An 18,050-nucleotide genomic window follows, 5' to 3' on the forward strand; every position below is an offset into this window, starting at 1 on the left:
GCAGCAGCGGCGCGAGCCGTTCCCATTCCACATCGGACAGATCACAGGCCACGCCACACAGTACCCGTTTCAAGATCCGTCAGATAGGCCCTAGCCGCACCCGGCCGGGTACGCTGGGGACTGCCGTCGGACGGACTTCCCGCCGTACTGCCTGCGGCACGGGCGGACCGGTACGACCCCGCGGTGTTCGACGCGCTGATTGCGGCGCTACCTCGTGTCAGTTGACCGGTGAACTCGCCGTCTGGCCATGCTGTCGTCGACGCATCCGGGGGGCTATGTCCCTGCATCTCGGCCATGACAGTGCACGTGATCATGCCGCTGGAGGCGGCGTCGCCGCAGCCGCCGCTGTCGCGCGCGATCCGGCAGCTGGAGCACCGCGTGGGTGTCGCGCTGTTGGAGCGCACGAGCCGCGGCAACCGGCTCACCGCGGCGGGTGAGGTGCTGCTCGGCGACGCGCGCGTGGCGCTGGATGCGGTGTCGGCGGCGGTACGCCGAGCGCGGCGGAGGCCTGCTGCCATGGATCCTGGCCGCGTACGAGTCGGAGCCGGACGCGCTGCCGGTGCAGTTCGCGTTCTCGCTGGGGGAGCGGGCAGCGGATGGTGCAGCAGGGCCACGTCGGCTCGCCCGCTGCGCAGCATCAAGCGCTTGACCCGATCCACTCGACGCCTCACGCAACGGTGTTGATACAGCTGTCCAGGGGTTTGTGGGGGCGGCGCGCTCGATCCGCCGGTTCTCGCTGGATCAGGGCCGGCACTTCTACGCGATAGCATGCCGATCATGGTTCGGACGGTGGTCTTCGACCTGTTCCACACCCTCGTGCACGGGGCCGATGAGGCGCGGGAGCGGGTGGTGGAGGAGATGGCGGTCATGGTCGGGGTGGCGCCCCGGGCGTTCGTGGCCGCCTACCGCGACAGCTGGCCCGAGCGGCTCGTGCGCTGGGACGTCGAGGAGACCGTGCGGATTCTCGCCGGGCGGCTGGGCACGACGCCGAGCGACGAGCAGGTGGCGCGGGCCGCGGAGCACCGGCGGGCGCTCGCGCGGCGCGTCGTCGGGGCCGTCTCGCCCGGCACGCTCGAGGCGCTCGACGCGCTGCGGGCCGACGGGTACCGCCTCGGCCTCGTCAGCAACGCCACCTCGGACAGCGCGCAGGCGTGGCGGGACGGGCCGCTCGCCGCCCGCTTCGACGCCGCCGTGTTCTCGTGCGAGGCCGGGCTGGCCAAGCCCGACCCGGCGATCTACCTGGCCGCGGCCGAGCGCCTGGGCACCGAACCGGCCGGCTGCGTGTTCGTCGGCGACGGCGCCGACGGTGAGCTGGCCGGGGCCGCCGCGGTCGGCATGACCGTGATCCGGACCCGGGAGCACCGCGACACCGACCCCGGCTGGCCGGGGCCGGTGCTGGACAAGCTCGCCGAGCTCCGGGACCGCCTACCGGCCTGAGCGGGTAGCGCCCGGGCCGAGCGCCGCCGCCCAGGCCCCGGCCATCTTCGCGTAGCCGGCGGCGCTCGGGTGCACGCCGTCGTCCAGGTCGGCCACGGTCAGGGCCGCGCGCATGTCGACGAGGTGGACCCGCGGGCCCTTCGCCGCCACCAGGTCCGGCAGGGCGGCGTTGAAGGCGTCGGCCCGGGCCTGCCACGCCGGGTCGGCCAGCGGGACGAGCGAGGCCACGTAGATGTCGGCGTCCGGCGCGGTGGCGGCGATGTGGTCGATCAGCCGGCCCAGCCGCTGCGGCGCTTCGGCCAGCCGCGCGTCCTGCACCACGTCGTTGGTGCCGAGGTGGACCAGCACGATCCGGGGGTCGGTGGCGTTGACCCACTTCGTGACGTCGGCGTCGATCTCGTCGATGCGCAGGCCGGGGTGGCCCTCGTGGTCGCGGTCGGGCAGGTCCCGCGGGCCGCCGCGGCGGGAGCCGACGAAGTCGACGCGCATCCCGGCGGCGGTGAGGCGGCGGTACAGCTCGGTGCGGTACGCCCCCGGCACGCCGAACCCGTCGGTGATCGAGTCGCCGAGCGGCAGGATCCGGATCGTGCCCGGATCGGGGTCGGCGCCGCAGCCGGCCAGCAGCGCGGCGGCCAGCAGGGCAGTGAGGGCACGCACGCCCCCGATTGTGCCGTAGGCGCGTTCCCAGGTCGCCCTGCCACAACGTCGTCGGCGACGACTCGGCGGCCGCCGCCGGGGGCCCCCCAGGCGGCCGGTAGGACCGGTTAGAACGGGCCCGGGTCCAGCACGCGGTGCAGCAGCCGGCCCTCCTGCAGCGCCCGGACCGCCGGGTGCTCCGGGCCCAGCGCGGCGGTCAGGTCGGCGAGCACTTCCGGGTCGGCGGCGCCCCGCTCGCTGCGCATGAGCCGGGCGTTGGCCAGCGCCCGCAGCGCGTCCGGGTGCTTGGCCCCGAGCACCTCGACGAGCGCGGCGGCCACCTCGTCGGCCAGCTGCCGGGCCTCGTCGGCGCGGTCCGCCTCGAAGAGGTACAGGGCCTGGTTGGCCCGCGCGGCGAGCAGGACCGGGTGGTCCGGGCGCAGGGCCAGGGCGAGCCCGTCGACGGCCCGCTCGGCCATCGCCAGGGCCGCCGGGACGTTGCCGAGGGCCCGCTCGATGGCGGAGAGGTTGTTCTCGCACACGAGGGTGTGGGGGTGCGCCGCGGTCAGGTTGCGCCGGTAGGCGTCGAGGACCCGGATCATCTCGTTCTTCGCCTCGGTCAGCCGGCCCACGGAGAGCAGGTTGGTGGCCCGGCTCAGCTGGCAGGCGAGGGTGTCCGGGTAGTCGGCGCCGTACTGCAGCAGCGCGGTGTAGCAGTCGTCGAGCTTCGTCTGGGCCAGCTCGGCCCGGCCCTGGCTGCGCAGCGACACGGCGAGGTGGGCGTGCGTCGAGAGGGTCTGGGCGGCGTCGGGCCCCGGGTCCTCGCTGTAGCCGTTGAAGGCGTCGGTGAGCATGGCGACCGAGCGCTCGTAGTCGCCCAGCTCGCGCAGGTCGCGGCCGAGCTGGGCCTGCGACCACAGGGTGTAGAAGGCGCGGCGGCCCAGGACCACCTCCCGCCGCTGCAGCGCGAACTCGTCCTGGGCGCGGGCCTCGGCGTAGTACCCGGCCAGGCGCAGCGACGTGGCGAGGTTGTTCAGCGCGGCCAGGGTGCGGCGGTAGGTGTCGCCGTACTCCGTCGACAGCGTCGCGTGGGTGGCCCGGTCGCGCTTGAGGGCCTCGTCGTACCGGCCGAGCGCGCGCAGGTCGCCGGCGAGGCCGCCGGCCGTCATGAGCGTGTCGAGGTGGGTCTCCCCGAGCAGCTTGCTCTGCTCGGCGTGGGTGGCGGTGTCCAGGTCGAAGGCCTCCTGGAAGCGGCCCAGCTGGCGCAGCGCGTTGGCGTGGTTGAACTGGGCCCGCAGCAGCGACACGCGCAGGGTGTCGCGCAGGACCGCGTCCCTGGTCGTCGCCAGGCGCTCCCGCCACGCGTCCTCGATCCGGGTGGCGAGGTGGTCGCACTGGTCGGCCGGGCCGCGCACCCACACGTAGCGGATGCGGTCGACCAGCAGCTCGAGCACGGCCGGCTGGTCGGAGGCGAGCGCCATGACGAACAGCGACCGGGTCCCGGCGGCGACCTCGGCCTGCTCGTACCCGATCTCCAGGTGCGGCCACAGCACGCGGTAGCCGTCCCAGGCGTCGCGGTCGTCGACGTCCTTCTCAGGCTTGGCCGCGGTGAGCACCGCGAGCACCGCCCGCTGGGTCGCCTCCCGGTGCTCGGCCCCCATCCGCAGGCGCATCGCGGCCTGGAGCATGCGGTGGACCTGGATGCGCCCGGTGGCGTGGTCGAGCTTGAGCAGGGCCAGGCGGCTGAGCTTCTGCACGGTCCGGGTCGCGCTGGGGCGGCGCCGGGCGGGGTCGCTCGCGCGGAGCAGGTCGACCATCGCGTTGTGGTGGACGAGGTCGAGCGCGATGTCCGGGGCGAGGACCGACATGACCTCCAGCAGCCGGTAGGCGACCGCATCGTTGTGCTGCAGCTCGTCCAGCGACAGGTCGTACACGGCCTGGACGGGGATCTCGGTCTCGCCGGCGGCGAGCTGTTCGAGGTACTGCGCCACCGGCGTCCCGCGCTCGGCCAGCGCCGCGCCGCCGGTGGCGATCGCGATCGGGAGGTCGCCGAGGGCGTGCGCGAGGTCGTTGGCGTCCGGGGCCGAGATGTCGGGCACCCGCTGGCGCAGGTGCTGCACGCTCTCGGCCCGGGCGAAGGTGTCGACCTCGATGGTCGTGGCCGCGTCGGTCAGGCTCTTGTCGCGGGTGGTCACCAGGACGTGGCCGTGGCCGCCCGGCAGGAACCGCTCGATGTCGCCGTACTGCCCGACGTTGTCGAACACGAGCAGCCAGCGGGCGTAGGGCACGCCGCGGCGCAGGGCCTCGCGCACGGCCCGGGTGCCCAGCGTCACGTTGGCGGGGCGCGGCAGCTCCAGCAGGTCGCCGAGGTCGGTGACGGCGGTGTCGATGAGGATCCGCGGCTCGGCGCTGATCCACCAGATGAGCTCGTAGGCGGCCCCGAAGCGGTGCACGTACTCCAGTGCCACCTGGGTCTTGCCGATGCCGGGGGAGCCGTGCAGCGCCACCAGCGCCGGCGGGCCGGAGCTGGGGCCGGTCAGCGCCGAGCGCACCGCGCGCAGGGTCTCGTCGCGGCCGGTGAAGAGGTGGTTGCGGATCGGGGCCTGCTGGATGGCCGGGGCCTCGCCGGGGTAGCGGGCGCCCGGCGCCCTGTCGATGTCGGCCGGCCCGCCGATCATGGCGATGACCCGCCGGGCCGCCTCGGCCGGCCCCATGCCCTTGAGGTAGACGGCGGAACGGAACTCGGGCTGTGGCGTCGAGTCGTCGACGAAGACCGCGAGCGACCCCATCGGCCGGGGCAGGCCGGCCGCGAGGTAGGAGGCCGAGACGATGGCCAGCGGCCGGCCGGTCTGCGCCGTCTTGTCGATCCGCGTGCCGTCCACGACGGTGACGTTGATCGCGCCGAAGAGCCGCTCGATCCACTCGTACCAGAGCTGGTCCTTCGCGGCGTAGTAGACCACCACCTCGGTGGTGAGCGGGACCCGCTTGCGCAGGAACCGGTCGCGCCACATGCTGCGCACCCCCGGGTCGATGCGTGGCATCTCGGTCACCTCGCCCTCGGTGACCGCGGCGGCGATCTTCTCGTACGCCGTCAGCAGCGAGTTCTTGGCGCCCTGCTCGTCGCCGAAGGTGGCCAGCGTCTCCTCGTAGGCGTAGTAGGCGAGGTAGGGCACCTCGACGTCCAGCCAGTACCGGCTCCGCTCGGCCGGGGTGAGCCCGGCCGGCAGTCCCTCCATCTTGGACATCGCGTGGTGGCGCCCGGCGTCGGCCTTGTCCTTCTCGGCCGGGTCGACCCGCATCGGCACCGGCAGCACCCGGATGCCGCGCTGCTTGTACTTCTGCCCGACGCTGCGGGCGACGTCGGCGGCGCCGTCGATGCCCTGCTCGCTGAGGGTGAAGCAGTCGACGAGGACGTCCGGCAGGTGGATGGTGCAGATGTCGGCGACGTCGCTCAGGCCCGTGCGGCTGTCGATGAACGTGTAGTCGAAGCGGCGCTTCATGTCGGCCCGCAGCGCGTCGAGGAACTCCTGGCCGCCGAGCCGGTTGTAGAACGTGTCCCAGTCCAGGCCGGTCACGCCGGCCTTGTAGTCCTGGTTCTGCATGCCGGCGGTGAGGAAGCTGATGCTGCCGCCGCCGGCGAACGGGTAGGCGATCGGGAACGCGAAGCGCTGGGTGCTGGCGTAGTACGCCTCCCAGCCGGGCTCGCGGGGCGTGCCGGGCGGGTTGATGGCCGCGTCCTCGAACTCGCGGATCATGTTGATGACCCCGCGCTGCTGCTGGACCTCGGCGGCGCCGATGAACGGGCTGAAGAACCGGTGCAGGCCCGGCGACTCCAGGTCCCAGTCGGCGACCAGCACGTGCTTGCCCTGCTCGGCGAGGATCCAGGCGACGTTGGCCAGCGCCATGGTCCGGCCGGTCCCACCCTTGAACGAGTAGAACGTGATCACCCGGCCGTTGCTGTCTTCGGTCATCGGCGCGCTCTCATCTGCTCGGTCCTGGAGCGTGGGCGGTGCCCAGGAGGACGGGGCGGTGCTCAGAAGGTCGGTTCCGGCGGCCGGTCCTCGGCCATGAGCCGCAGCCGGGGCGACGGGGCCCGGCCGGAGGGAATGCCGGGGGCGTCCTTGAAATAGCGCCGGCGGGCCTCGCTGATCAAGTCCCGCACGCCCGACCGGAACTCCTGCAGGCCGTGCAGCTGCTTCGGCCGGGGCCGATCCATTGCCTGCAGCATAGCCTCGACGCGCTCGGCCAGGGCGACGGCCCGCGCGTCGTCCTGGCCGAGCGCGTCCACGACGATGACCGGGATCGCCCAGCTGGGCAGCCGCCGCAGCGCGCCGCTCAGCGCATCCTCGCCCCCGCCGGCGGCGAGGACCCACGGATCGATCAGCACGATCGCCGGGCGGGTGTCGAGCAGGTCGTTCACCCCGTCGAGATCGGTCACGTAGGTGGCCAGGCGCAGCTGCTCCGCGATGCTGGCGGCGTAGTCCGCAGCCGGCAGCGGACCCTCCGCGCCGAAGGGCCGCCAGTGCGCGGCGTCCCACCCGTATGCGGCGTCCTCCCGCCCGGGCGGTGGTGCGTCGCGGGTCGGCGCGGCCACCACGACCACGAACTGGGCGACGTCGGGCGGGATCGGCTCCGGCGTGAGCGGCGGGGCCGGCGACGGGGGCAGCCGGTGGCCGTGTGCGACGCGGTTGATCGCCGTCGCGATGCGGCCGAGGACGTCGTCGTACTCCTTCTCGTACATCGGGAAGACCGACAGCACGCGCATGCCGTCCTCGCGGTAGGCGGCCGAGTCCGGCGCGATGGCGAGCGCGTCCTCGGTGCGCGGCGGGCTGTCCGGGCGCGGCGGCAGCGGATCCCACAGCACGGGCAGGACGTGCGGCCGGGCCTCCTCGGGCGGCAGGACCGCGAGCCGGTCGCGGAACCAGCGCAGCTCGCCCAGCGTGCCGGGGCTGTTGAAGTACGTCGGGGAGTACAGCGGCACGAACACCTGCGCGACGCTCAGCGCCCGCCCGCGGGCCCGGTCCCAGTCGGCGCCCGGGTCGAGCTCGGCGTCGAGGAACCCGACCCGCTGCCCCTCGCGCAGCGCGGCCACCGCCCGCAGCCGGCGGGAGAGGTCGGTGAAGAACTTCAGCACCTCGGCGTCGGGCTGCATCTCGAACCCGCGCAGCGGGGACGGGTGGGCGTAGCTGAGGAAGAAGTACATCCCCTCGTCGGTCGGCATGGTCCCTCCTGTCCCTACTTGATCGTGGTCGGCAGCGACTCGGGGTCGGTCACGATGCCCGGCTCGACGTGGTTGGCGAAGTGCAGCTCGGCGATGCGCTGGGCCAGCCGGAAGATGACCAGCTCGATCTCGTCCTGGTTGGCGCCCAGCAGCAGCCCGTACAGCCCGTCCTCCAGGTAGCGCTGGGTCAGCCGGGGCCGGTGCAGCCGTTCGGGCACGAACAGCTGGATGGCCTGGATGGACTCCGGCACCCGGTAGGAGCGCGTCGAGGTCCACAGCACGGGCACGATCGAGGTCGTGTGGGCGCTGCCCGGGCGGGGTCGCACCGTGCGGGCGGCGAAGGCGTTCCACTCGCGCGCGCACCAGGGCCGCTGCAGGTAGGTCGGCGACAGCAGGGCCACGAACACCTGGCAGGTGCCGACCGCCTCCATGAGCACCGGGCTCCACCGCTCGCCGCCGGCCATGGTGACGTCCATGAAGCCGGGGTCGGTGCCGGTCTCGCGGTACACCAGGTTGTTCAGGTGCATCGAGAGCCGGCCGAACAGCATCCGGACGTTGCGGTTGGGGTCGGGAAGCGACTCGACCGGCCGGTTCAGCGGCCGCATCCGCGCGTAGCTGAGGAAGAACAGCGGGGCACTGGGGTCCTCGGCCGAGCCCGACTCCGGCTCTTCGTCCGGCTTCGGCTCGGGCTGCGGCACTGCTCCTCCTGTTCGTCGCGGACGAGACGGTACGGTCCAGACCAGCACGATCCGGACCTGGAATACATTGACCGTCCGGGTGATCCTCACGGCCCTGCCGCGGCCCAGCCGTCCACCGTCGCCAGCACGCCGGCGACGAAGCGCTGCCCCTCGCCGTTCAACGCCCGGGTCCCGGTCACCGCGTCGATGGCCTCCAGGACCCAGCGCCGGGAGTCCTCGAAGCTCGCCCGGGCCGGCGCACCGGGCCGGCGGCGCCACAGGTCGGCCACGGCGAGGTGGGCGTAGATGCCCTGCAGGGCCGCCTCGACCGGCCGCGGGTCGGGCCGCCAGCCGACGGGCACCGTGCCGAGGTACGCCGGGTCGGCGAGGTCGCACAGGTCCAGCAGCGCGCCCAGCTTGACGTGCTGCAGCTCGTGGACGAGCAGGATCGCGGTCGCCGGGGCGTCGGTCGCGGCCACCCCGATGGCGGCGAAGGCGTCGCGGTGGGTGGCGCTGCGCCGGGCGCCGCCGGGGTTGACGGCCAGCGGGGCGACGGTGTGCACGCCCCAGCGCAGGGCCGGGCGGTACTCCGGCGCCTCCCGCCCCAGCACCGCCCACGCGTCGCGCAGCCGGGCGTCCCAGGCCAGCGCGGCGGCGGGGGTGAGCCGGTCGGCGGCGGGCCACTCGTGGCAGTCGCGCTGCTCGTCGAGGTCGTCGAGCAGGACCGGCCACTGCTCGGGGCCGGCCCGCAGGACCGGTCGCCAGCCGGGCCCGGCGCCGTCGCGCACCTCGACCGGGTCCGCGCCGGGCGCGCGCAGGGTGCAGCGGCCCGCCTCGACGGTCAGGGTGGCCAGCGCGGCCGTGGTGGCGAGGGTCGCGATGCCGAGGCCGGGCAGGTGGATCCGGCCGTCGCGGACGGGCAGCGGCAGCTCGGCCTCGACGCCGGCCCGCACCGCGGCCGCGCCGGCGAGCCGCGCGAGATAGTCGGGGCCGCTCTTGTCGACGCCGTCGAGGTAGCGCATCGTCCACACCCGCAGCCAGGGGTGGCGCCACACCGGCACGGCCGCCTCGGGCGCGGTCGCGTCGATGCGCCGCAGCAGCGCCCAGGCGCGGGCGGCCGGCTCGGGCAGGTCGGCCTCGGCCAGGGTGTCGATCAGCAGCGTGCGGTCGACCGCGGCGCGCGCGTCGAGCAGGGTGCGTACCGCCTCCGCCGAGCCGGCGCCGGTGGCGAGGTCGTCCAGGAGCGCGTCGAGCGCCGGTGCGGGGGCCACGATCGGTGCGGGCCGGCCGGTGTCCGGTTCGCGGCGCATCGACAGGATCAGCTCCTTCAGGTCGGCGCAGTAGACGGACGGGTTGTCGAAGCCGCCGCCGGTGCGGTAGCGGTGCGCCCGCAGCCCGCCGCCGCACTGGGCGAGCACCTCGCAGTCGCGGCACGTCGCGCTCAGCGCGGCCGCGCCCTGCCGCTGGACGGCGACGCCGGGGTGGGCGGCGACCTCGTCGAGGGAGTGCGTGCGCACGTGGAAGCCGGTGGCCGCGGCGCCGTGGAAGGCGGTCTTGAGCGAGTCGGCCTGCTCCCAGGCGCCGTCGGTCTCGATCGTGGCCAGGCCGATCGCGTCGAGCCCGACCGCCTCGGTCTGGCTGGGGCCGCCGGCGGCCGCCGAGCGCAGCGAGTCGAAGAGCCGGATCGGCACGGGCCGGCCGTCGGCGACCCAGCGCCGGTAGACGGCCAGCAGCCAGGCCGCGTACGGCGCGGCCGCGCCGCCGGGCCGGGGCGGCGGGTCGTCCCAGGTCGCGTGGGGCAGCAACAGGTCGATGCGCGGCGGCCGCTGCTCCAGCAGCGCCTCGTAGACCGCGATCGGGTCGTTGGCCAGGTCGATGGTGCACAGCAGCCCGCCGTAGGCGGGCCGGAACTCGGGTCGGCGCAGCAGCTCCAGGGCGCGCAGCACCTCGGCGTGGCTGCTCGCGCCGTTGCGGAAGCGGCGGTGCCGGTCGTTGGCGGCGGCGTCACCGTCCAGCGAGATGCCGACCAGGACGCCGTGCTCGACGAAGAGCCGGCACAGCTCCTCGTCGAGCAGGATCCCGTTGGACTGCAGGACGAGGTCGATCTCGGCGGCCGGCCGCACGGTGGCGCGCAGGTCGCTCAGCAGCGCCCGCAGCCGCTCGGCGCCGAGCAGCAGCGGCTCGCCGCCGTGCAGGATGACCCGGACCCGGTGCAGGCCGTGGTCGCGGGCGTGCTCGGCGATGCGCTGGGCGGCGAGGTGGGCGATGCCGGGGCTGATCGCCCGCGGCCGGTCCTTCCAGGTGCGGTCCCGGTGGACGTAGATGTAGCAGTGGTCGCAGCGCAGGTCGCACCGGCTGTGCACCTTGAGCACGAACTCGGTGATGGCGGCGGCCTGCGCGGACACGCGACGGGGCGGGATCGGGGTGGGGCTACGCGCCGGCAGAGTTGAACTTGCTGACGTCCAGCCGCCGGCGGCGCTTGGCCAGCAGTGACTCGGCAATCGGGCGGGTCTGGGCCGGGGTCAGTTGGTCGATCGGGGTGTTGCCGATCTCGGCGAGGGCGGCGAAAGTGTGGGCAGCGTTGGTCATGCGGTCCTCTCCCCCCGGAGGCGGCGCGCACCAGACTCGATGTTTGCGGGTTGGATGGCGGCGCCTTTTGGTCGTCGTAGCATAAGCACTACGTGCCGTCATGTCACCTTACATCACATTGACGCTGGTCAGAGCGTGCCGATCACGGCACCGGCACGGGGTCGGTCAGCCAGCTCAGAATGTCGGGCAGCACCTCGACCGCGGTGAAATGGCCGACGCCCGCTGCGATGTGCGCCTCGGCGCCGGGGATTCTCGTGGCCAGCCAGCGCGAGTGGGACGTGGGGGAGAAGCCGTCCTGGTCGCCGTGCCAGATCTTCACCGGCACCTTGATCGAGGCCGGGTCGAAGCCCCATTCCTTGTGGAAGGCCAGGCCGTCGTCGATCCAGCCGTGCGGGCTGGTCCGCACCGCCTCGGCGTAGCTCTCCCGCAGCAGGTTGCCCAGCACGATGTCGCTCACGACCGTGTGGTCCGTGCCGGTGAGCTCCGGCTCCAGCTGGTCGAGGATGCTCTGCGGGTTGGTCCGGGCCCGCTCGGCCCGGGCGGTGAGCAGGGCGACGAGCATCTGCTCGCTGGCCGAGTGGGCCCGGCGGTTCTGCACGTTCATGCCGCCGTGCCAGTCGAGGTCGGGCGCGTCCGGCGGCGCGAGCGTGACCAGCACCGCGATCCGGGTGACCAGGTCCCGGAGCAGGTCGGACGCCCCGCAGGCCAGGGCGTGCGGGCCCCCGCCGGAGCGGCCGACCACGGCCAGCCGCTCCAGGCGCAGGTGCCGGGCGATCGCGTGCACGTCGACGGCGGCGTCGGCCACCGAGCGGCCCTCGTGCCGGTCCGACTCGCCGTAGCCGGGCCGGTCGTAGGTGATCAGCTGCACGCCCATGCGGTAGAGCACGATCGGCCGGGGCTTCGGCCCGCGGCGGCTGCCCGGGGTGCCGTGCATCAAGATGATCGGAAAGCCGTCGCTGTCCCCGGCGATCTCGACCGCGAGTTTCCGGCCGTTCAGGTGGACGTGTTCGGGGCGCGATGCCACCAGTGCCAACGTAACCCCCCTGAGCCCGGATGTGCTCACTGTCCGCCCCGGGCGGACAGGGCTTCACATTAGTGCCAGGCCGCCTGGAGTTCACCTTCGACGTGCAAAACGTTGTAAATCAAGTAAGGGTTGATCGGGAATACCCCGGTGGTGATGAATTGTCGGGAAGCGGTCAGGCAACGAGCGCCGGCACCGCGGCCCGGCCGAGCACCCGGCGCCCGGCGAAGGCCACCGCCGCCAGCATCGGCAGGGTGCCCACGGCCGGCAGGACCGGGGTGTCGTACGGCATGAACAGCAGCCCCGCATACCCCAGCACCACGGCCGGCACCGTCCACCAGCCGACCACCCCGGCCCGGGCCAGCCCGACGAAGGTGAGCACCAGCGCGAGCGAGACCAGCGGCCCCGGGGTGAACGCCAGCTGCTGCGCCGGGTGGGCGAGCACCTGGTCGGAGATCGCCACGGCCTGCTCGACCGGGAGGTTGCGGCCCAGCTCCATGTGGAACCAGTCGGACAGCAGCGCGCCGGACATCTCCAGCAGCCCGAGCGCGCCCAGCAGCGCGCCGGCCGCGGTCAGCACCGCGCCCCGCCGGCCGCGGACCAGCAGCGGCACGGCCAGCAGGCCCGCCCCCATGAGCAGGTTGCCGTAGTGCAGCAACAGCGCGGACAGCTGGGTGGTGAACGGGTCGTCGGCGAGCGAGCGAAGGTAGGTGGCCTTGCTCTCGTCCGCCTGCGGCGGCGAGGTGGCGAGGCCCGCGAAGAAGGACACGGCGCCCACGACGAGGGCGACACCGGCGGCGATATACATGACCCGCTTGGCGGGGGAATTGGTGTTCGTCATGCCAGGAACGCTATGGCCGGGGAGGGGCGCGGCACTGCCCGCGCGCGTCTCGACTCCCGTCCGCCGCGCGGCGGACGCGGACCGGTCACGCTGTCCGTCGCGTGGGTGACCCGGGCGGCACCCGGGGCACTCTACGATCGCCGCCATGCCCCGCGCCGCACTCACCGTCCCTGCCAGCGCCGCGGCCGTCCTGGCCGTGGTCGGCGCCGCCGAGATCCTGCTCGACGCGCAGTTCTCCGCCGCCCCGGCCGCGCCCGCCGCGGCGCTGGCCGCCGTGGTCGGCGGGATGCTGCTCGCCGCCTGGCGGCCGGTCGCCGGGGCGGCGGTGGTGGGGCTCGCGTTCCCGGTCGCGGTCCTCGGCGGGCTGCACGGGCCGACCGGTGCGGCGGTGCTCGGGTTCTTCGCCGCGCCCGGCTGGGCCGGCTACCGGATCGCGCGGGCCCGCACGTCCCTGCTCGCCCCGCTCGCCGTGCAGGTGCTGGCCAGCCTCGGCACCTGGGTGGCCGGGCGGGCGTCCGGCTCGACCGTGTCCGGGCTGGGCAGCCAGGCCTGGGAGAACCTGTTCTTCGGGCTGATGGCCTGGGGCGCGTGGGGCGTCGGACGGCTGGCCCGCCGGCTGCGCGAGCGCGCCGAGCTGCTCGCCCGGCTCAACACCGCGCTGGACGCCGAGCGGGAGGCCCGCGAGCACGCCGCCGTCGCCCGGGAGCGCCAGCGCATCGCCCGCGACATGCACGACGCCGTCGCGCACTCGATCAGCGTGATGGTGCTGCAGGTCGGGGCCGTGCGCAGCACCCTGCCGGCGGGCACGGCGCAGGCCGAGATGATGGCCGGCATCGAGCGGCTCGGCCGTGAGTCGGTGCAGGAGCTGCGGGGGCTGGTCGGGCTGCTGCGGGAGGCGGCCGCGGGGGCGCCGGCGCCGCCACCGTCGCTGGCCCGGGCGGGGGACCTGGTGGCCGAGGTCCGGGCCGCGGGGCTGCCGGTCGAGCTGCTCGTCGACGGCGACCTCGAGGGCATTGCGCGGGCGCAGGACATCTCGGCGTACCGCGTGCTGCAGGAGGCCCTCACGAACGTCCTGCGCCACGCCGGGCCCGCCCGCACGACGGTGCGGGTGCGCCGCGACCCCGGGGCCGTGACGCTGACGGTCGACAACGATGCCGGCACCGGTACGGCGGGAGAGGCCCCCGGCGGATTCGGGCTGATCGGCATGCGGGAACGGGTGGCCGCCTGCTCCGGCACGCTCTCGGCGGGACCCCGGCCGGGCGGGTACACGGTGGAGGCGATCTTCCCGCTCGCGGCGGTGGCCGCATGACCGCCGCGGCGCGGCGGAGGCGGGCCTGCCGCGTTCGTGTCCTGGTGCTTGTTCCCGAAGGAAGGTCAGCATGATCCGGGTCGTGGTCGTCGACGACGAGGCGATGATCCGGGCCGGCCTGCGGATGCTGCTGGACCACCAGCCCGACATCGAGGTCGTCGGCGAGGCCGGCGACGGCGAGCGGGCCGTCGCCGAGGTCCGCCGCACCGCGCCCGACGTGGTCCTGCTCGACGTGCGGATGCCGCGCACCGACGGCATCGCCGCGGCCCGGCAGATCCTGGCGTCCTCGGCCACCCGGGTGATCATCCTGACCACGTTCGACGAGGACGAGGCGGTCCGCCAGGCGCTGCGGGCCGGGGTGAGCGGCTTCCTGCTCAAGGTCGCCCCGCCGGAGCAGCTCGTGCACGCCGTGCGCACGGTCGCGGCCGGCCAGGCGCTGCTCGACCCGGCGGTGACGCTGCGGGTCATCGAGTCCTACGCGAGCGCCGCGCTGGCCGACCCGCGGGCCGCGGCCCGGCTGGCCGACCTCACCGAGCGGGAGGCCGACGTGCTGCGGCTGGTCGCCCGCGGCCGGTCCAACGCCGAGATCGCCGCGGAGCTCTACCTCGGCGAGGCGACGGTGAAGACCTACGTGTCGCGGATGCTCACCAAGCTCGGGTTGCGCGACAGGGTCCAGGCGGTTGCCTTCGCGTACGAGAGCGGCCTGATCCGCCCCGGGTCGTGAGTCCGGGCCCGCCGGGCTTCAACGACCTGATGCGGCGCTGGCCATTTCGGCTGCTTCGGGGCGTTGCGGTCGGGTCGCCGCGGCGATCAGGACGGCGACGGCCTGCAGGGCGGCGACGACGAGCAGGGCCCGCAGCACCGTGACCCGGTCGCCGATCATCCCGATCAGCGGCGGCCCGGCGAAGGAGGCCAGCTTGCCCAGCGTGGAGATGACGGTGACCCGGGCGGCGGCATGGCGGGGGTCGTCGGCGCCGGCGCTCATGCCGACCGGGTACCCGAAGGCCGTGCCGACGCCCCACAGCAGCGCCCCGGTCAGGGCCACCGCCAGGTTGGGGCCGAAGACGAACAGCAGCAGCCCGGCGATGGTGACCAGGCCCAGCGCGCGCAGCACGGCGACCCGGCCGAACCGGTCGAGCAGGCCGCCGCCGAACCAGCGCAGGGCGGTCGTGGCGGCGAGGTAGAGGGCGTACCCGAGGCTGCCGACCGCCGCCGCCGCGCCGTGGCCGTCGATGAGCGCGACCCCGATCCAGTCACCGGCGGCGCCCTCGCCGAACGCGAACGTGAGCACGAACAGCCCGATGAGGATGGTCCGCGGCTCCCGCCAGGCCCGCAGCGCGGCCGGCGGTAGCGCGGCGCCCGGGGTGGCAGCCGCATCGGCGTCGGGCAGGTAGCCGCGGGCACCGAGGTACACGGCCGCCGCGACCAGCACCGCGGCCACGCACAGGTGGACCGGCACCGGCACCCGCAGCGAGACCAGGCCGGCGGCGAGCCCGGCGCCGGCGACCGTCCCGGCGGCGAACGCGGCGTGGAACCGCGGCATGATCGACCGCCCGAGGCGCCGCTCGACCTCGGCCCCCTGGACGTTCATGGCCACGTCCCACACCGAGGAGGCGAACCCGATGACCAGCAGCCCGGCGACCAGCACCCACAGCCCGCCCGCCCCGCCCAGCCCGGTGACGAACAGCCCGGCGCCGGCGACGACCCCGGCGATGCGGACCGTGCGGCGCTGCCCGAGCCGGGCGAGCACCGGCCCGGAGAACGGCCGGGACACCAGCGAGCCGGCGGCCGCCCCGAGCAGCACCCAGCCGAGCCGGGCCGGTTCGAGGTGGAGGTGGTCGCGCAGCTGCGGGATGCGGGCGACCCAGCTGGCGAGCATGAAGCCACAGGCGGCGAACACGACGTACGTGGCCCGGGTGGCGGCGCGGAGCGGCTCGGACATGGCCCGGGACGCTAGGCCCGAGAGCGCTCTCAGGTAAAGCGCCGCCGCGGCCGGTCGTGCGGCGTCCGTTGCCCGCCGGTTGCGGCGTCTGTTGCCCGCCGCGGCCAGGGCGTCAGGCGGCGGTGCTCTGCCGCAGCACCGGCGCGACCGGGAACAGCTCGCGGTGGCCGGCCGCGACGTCGCCGTCCAGCAGGAGCCGGGTGGCGGCGGCCGCCATGTCCTCCACCGGCACGCGCATGGTGCTCAGCGGCGGGTTGGCGCAGACCGCGGCCAGGCTGTCGTCGAAGCCCATGATGCTGACGTCCCCGGGCACGCCGCGCCCGGCGGCGGTGAGCGCCTGCACGGCCCCGGCGGCCATGAGGTCGCACGACACGAAGAGCGCGTCCAGGTCGGGGTACTCCCGCAGCAGCCGGGCGGCGGTGTCGCGGCCGTGCTCGCGCAGGAAGTCGCCGCCGGGGGTGCCGAGGTCGCGCAGGCCCAGGTCGCGCACGGCCCGCTCGTAGCCGGCCCGGCGGTCGGCGGCGCAGGTGCTGGCCTCGGGCCCGTGGATGGCGGCGATGCGCCGGCGGCCGAGGCGGTGCAGGTGCTCGACCGCCGCGTACGCCCCGGCGGCGTTGTCCACCTCGACCGACGGTACCGACGCGGCGGTGGCCACCACCGAGACCGCCCGCCGGCACCGGCGGTGGAACCGGGCGGCCTGCGCCGGCTCGAGATTGGTCAGCACCGCCCCGACGGTGGCCTGCGCCGCGATCGCGTCGAGCGCCTCAGCGGCGCCGGCGACCCCGACGGCGTGCAGCCGCAGGTGTACGTCGGTCCCCTCCAGCACCGACATGACCCCCGCGAGCACGCGGCTGTAGTAGGGGTGCACGCCCAGCCAGCCGAGCCCGGGCGTGTACGTCACGGCCACCACGTCCACCGCCCGCGGCCGCCCCGAGGCCAGCGCCCGGGCCGTCTGATTCGGCAGGTACCCCAGCTTGACCACCGCCGCCCGCACCCGGGCCCGCAGCAGCTCGGACGCGCCCGGCTCGTTGTTGATCACCCGGGACACGGTCGCGCGCGACACGCCGGCGGCCCGGGCGACGTCGTCGATGGTCGGCCTGGAGGTACTCATCCCCACATCACACCATGCCCGCCCGCTTCGCCCGGCCGCCCGTCGAGCCGCCGGCCGAGGTCGTGCCGGCACCGCTGGTCGGCCGGCCAGGTGGCGGCCGAGGTCGCGCCGGGCAGGGGGCGAGGCCTCGGTCGGCTGTCGAGCCGTCGGCCAGGGCGCCGCCGCGGTGGCCGGGGAGATCCGGGCCGAGGCTCGACGCATATCAGCCCATGCGGGGCGTCGGTAACCTGTGCATCGGCGCGCAGCGCGATACTCGCTACGACGCCCGCCGGCCTGCGTCGCCCGACCTGCGACAGGAGCCCGAACTGAACAGGAGGACGTCCATGCGCATCGCCGCGCGGTTCAACGGCCCGCCCGGGTCCGGCAACGGGGGGTACGCCTGCGGCCTGCTCGCCGCCGACCTCCGCCTCGCCCCGGCCGAGGTCACGCTGCGCCGCCCGCCGCCGCTGGAGACCGACCTGACCGTCGTGCGCGCCGAGACCGGCGGCCGCGCCCTGTCCGGCGACGAGCTGATCGCGGAGGCCCGGCAGGTCGCTGCGGACAACCCCGCAGTGGTACCGCCCGTGTCGCTCGACGCCGCCGCGGCGATCTCGAAGGAGTACCCCGGCCTGCGCGAGCACCCGTTCCCGACGTGTTACGTGTGCGGCCCCGACCGGGCCGACGGCCTCGCGCTGTTCCCGGGCATCCTGCCCGACGGCCGCACCGCCACCCCCTGGCACGTGCCCGGGGACGTCTCCGCGGTGACGATGTGGGCCGCGCTGGACTGCCCCGGCGGCTGGTCGGTCATCGGGCCGAACGGCGGCCGCCCGTACGTCCTCGGCCGCCTCGCCGCCTGGATCGAGGCCCTGCCGGAGCCCGGCGACACGTGCGTGGTGATGGGCGCACACCTCGGTGGCGCAGGGCGCAAGGCCGACGTGCTGTCCACTGTCTACAGTCCGAAGGGGACAGTGCTGGCGACGGCCAGGGCCACCTGGATCGCGCTACCGTAGCCGGCCGGCGAACGGCCGCAGCCACGCCCCGTGCAGCGCGGCGTAGGCCAGCGGCCGCTCGTCGAGCATCAGCGCGTAGGACACGGCGTCGGACGGCGGTGCCTCGGGCAGGCGCGGGGCGAGTTCGGGGAAGACCGAGGGCGGCTCCTGCCCGTCGAGCAGGCCCAGGATCTCCTCGTCCCCGGCCACACCCCGGGCCAGCCGTTCGTACAGCGGCGAGCTGCCCCGGGCCATCGAGTCGGCGAAGAACAGGTACTCCGCGGCAGTCGACATGCCG

At 74.8% G+C, this 18,050-nt stretch carries 15 protein-coding genes and 2 pseudogenes; 6 read left to right on the forward strand and 11 right to left on the reverse strand.

Annotation, left to right across the window (positions count from 1 at the left end; translation table 11 throughout):
* Positions 1 to 336: 336 nt before the first annotated feature.
* A pseudogene (locus tag AB0M46_RS17220) lies at positions 337 to 459 on the forward strand (LysR family transcriptional regulator); the annotation flags it as partial.
* 318 nt (positions 460 to 777) lie between these two features.
* Positions 778 to 1,437 carry an HAD family hydrolase gene (locus tag AB0M46_RS17225; protein ID WP_363336963.1) on the forward strand — a complete coding sequence of 220 codons (660 nt, stop codon included), beginning with the start codon at positions 778 to 780 and terminating at the stop codon, positions 1,435 to 1,437.
* Here AB0M46_RS17225 and AB0M46_RS17230 read toward each other — a convergent pair.
* The 8 genes from AB0M46_RS17230 to AB0M46_RS17265 all read right to left on the reverse strand — a co-directional run bounded on the left by AB0M46_RS17230 (position 1,426) and on the right by AB0M46_RS17265 (position 12,422).
* Positions 1,426 to 2,094 (reverse strand): SGNH/GDSL hydrolase family protein, encoded by a 669-nt coding sequence (locus AB0M46_RS17230; protein WP_363336965.1) that lies wholly within the window; start codon positions 2,092 to 2,094, stop codon positions 1,426 to 1,428. The two genes, AB0M46_RS17225 and AB0M46_RS17230, sit on opposite strands and share 12 nt — an antisense overlap.
* Positions 2,095 to 2,201: 107 nt before the next feature.
* Positions 2,202 to 6,044 carry an FxSxx-COOH system tetratricopeptide repeat protein gene (gene fxsT / locus AB0M46_RS17235; protein WP_363336967.1) on the reverse strand — a complete coding sequence of 1,281 codons (3,843 nt, stop codon included), beginning with the start codon at positions 6,042 to 6,044 and terminating at the stop codon, positions 2,202 to 2,204.
* 62 nt (positions 6,045 to 6,106) lie between these two features.
* Entirely contained in the window at positions 6,107 to 7,294 is a 1,188-nt protein-coding gene (locus AB0M46_RS17240) for a TIR-like protein FxsC (RefSeq protein WP_363336968.1), read from the reverse strand.
* 14 nt (positions 7,295 to 7,308) lie between these two features.
* The gene (locus AB0M46_RS17245; protein ID WP_363336969.1) at positions 7,309 to 7,992 is read right to left on the reverse strand and encodes a TIR-like protein FxsC; all 684 of its coding nucleotides are present in this window, start codon (positions 7,990 to 7,992) and stop codon (positions 7,309 to 7,311) included.
* A gap of 86 nt (positions 7,993 to 8,078) precedes the next feature.
* Entirely contained in the window at positions 8,079 to 10,376 is a 2,298-nt protein-coding gene (locus AB0M46_RS17250; protein WP_363336970.1) for an FxsB family cyclophane-forming radical SAM/SPASM peptide maturase, read from the reverse strand.
* A 25-nt stretch (positions 10,377 to 10,401) separates the two neighbouring features.
* Positions 10,402 to 10,560, reverse strand: coding sequence for a hypothetical protein (locus AB0M46_RS17255; protein WP_344615843.1), 159 nt, complete (start codon positions 10,558 to 10,560; stop codon positions 10,402 to 10,404).
* A gap of 142 nt (positions 10,561 to 10,702) precedes the next feature.
* Complete coding sequence (locus AB0M46_RS17260; protein ID WP_363336972.1) at positions 10,703 to 11,584, reverse strand: alpha/beta hydrolase; 882 nt, start codon at positions 11,582 to 11,584, stop codon at positions 10,703 to 10,705.
* Positions 11,585 to 11,756: 172 nt separating this feature from the next.
* Entirely contained in the window at positions 11,757 to 12,422 is a 666-nt protein-coding gene (locus AB0M46_RS17265; protein ID WP_363336974.1) for a hypothetical protein, read from the reverse strand.
* Between the two features lie 145 nt (positions 12,423 to 12,567).
* On the opposite strand from AB0M46_RS17265, the gene AB0M46_RS17270 reads away from it, so the two are divergent.
* Both AB0M46_RS17270 and AB0M46_RS17275 read left to right on the forward strand, forming a co-directional pair.
* A complete protein-coding gene (locus tag AB0M46_RS17270) occupies positions 12,568 to 13,731 on the forward strand; it encodes a histidine kinase (RefSeq protein WP_363336976.1) in 1,164 nt (387 codons plus the stop codon).
* Positions 13,732 to 13,801: 70 nt separating this feature from the next.
* On the forward strand, positions 13,802 to 14,455 hold the full coding sequence (locus tag AB0M46_RS17275; protein WP_363336978.1) for a response regulator transcription factor: 654 nt from the start codon (positions 13,802 to 13,804) through the stop codon (positions 14,453 to 14,455).
* 18 nt (positions 14,456 to 14,473) lie between these two features.
* Here the strand turns inward: AB0M46_RS17275 and AB0M46_RS17280 are convergent, their stop codons facing one another.
* Together AB0M46_RS17280 and AB0M46_RS17285 are read right to left on the reverse strand one after the other, a co-directional pair.
* Positions 14,474 to 15,673: an MFS transporter gene (locus AB0M46_RS17280; RefSeq protein WP_363336980.1), complete on the reverse strand. Its 1,200-nt coding sequence runs from the start codon at positions 15,671 to 15,673 to the stop codon at positions 14,474 to 14,476.
* A gap of 112 nt (positions 15,674 to 15,785) precedes the next feature.
* Positions 15,786 to 16,784 carry a LacI family DNA-binding transcriptional regulator gene (locus tag AB0M46_RS17285; protein WP_363336982.1) on the reverse strand — a complete coding sequence of 333 codons (999 nt, stop codon included), beginning with the start codon at positions 16,782 to 16,784 and terminating at the stop codon, positions 15,786 to 15,788.
* Between the two features lie 157 nt (positions 16,785 to 16,941).
* Here AB0M46_RS17285 and AB0M46_RS17290 point away from each other — a divergent pair.
* Positions 16,942 to 17,056: pseudogene (locus AB0M46_RS17290) on the forward strand (TetR family transcriptional regulator); the annotation flags it as partial.
* 51 nt (positions 17,057 to 17,107) lie between these two features.
* A complete protein-coding gene (locus AB0M46_RS17295) occupies positions 17,108 to 17,773 on the forward strand; it encodes a hypothetical protein (RefSeq protein ID WP_363337097.1) in 666 nt (221 codons plus the stop codon).
* On the opposite strand, the gene AB0M46_RS17300 is transcribed toward AB0M46_RS17295, so the two are convergent.
* Complete coding sequence (locus tag AB0M46_RS17300; protein WP_363336984.1) at positions 17,765 to 18,046, reverse strand: hypothetical protein; 282 nt, start codon at positions 18,044 to 18,046, stop codon at positions 17,765 to 17,767. The two genes, AB0M46_RS17295 and AB0M46_RS17300, sit on opposite strands and share 9 nt — an antisense overlap.
* Between the last annotated feature and the right edge of the window lie 4 nt (positions 18,047 to 18,050).

The organism is Dactylosporangium sp. NPDC051485 (assembly GCF_040682015.1).
Taxonomy (GTDB): domain Bacteria; phylum Actinomycetota; class Actinomycetes; order Mycobacteriales; family Micromonosporaceae; genus Dactylosporangium.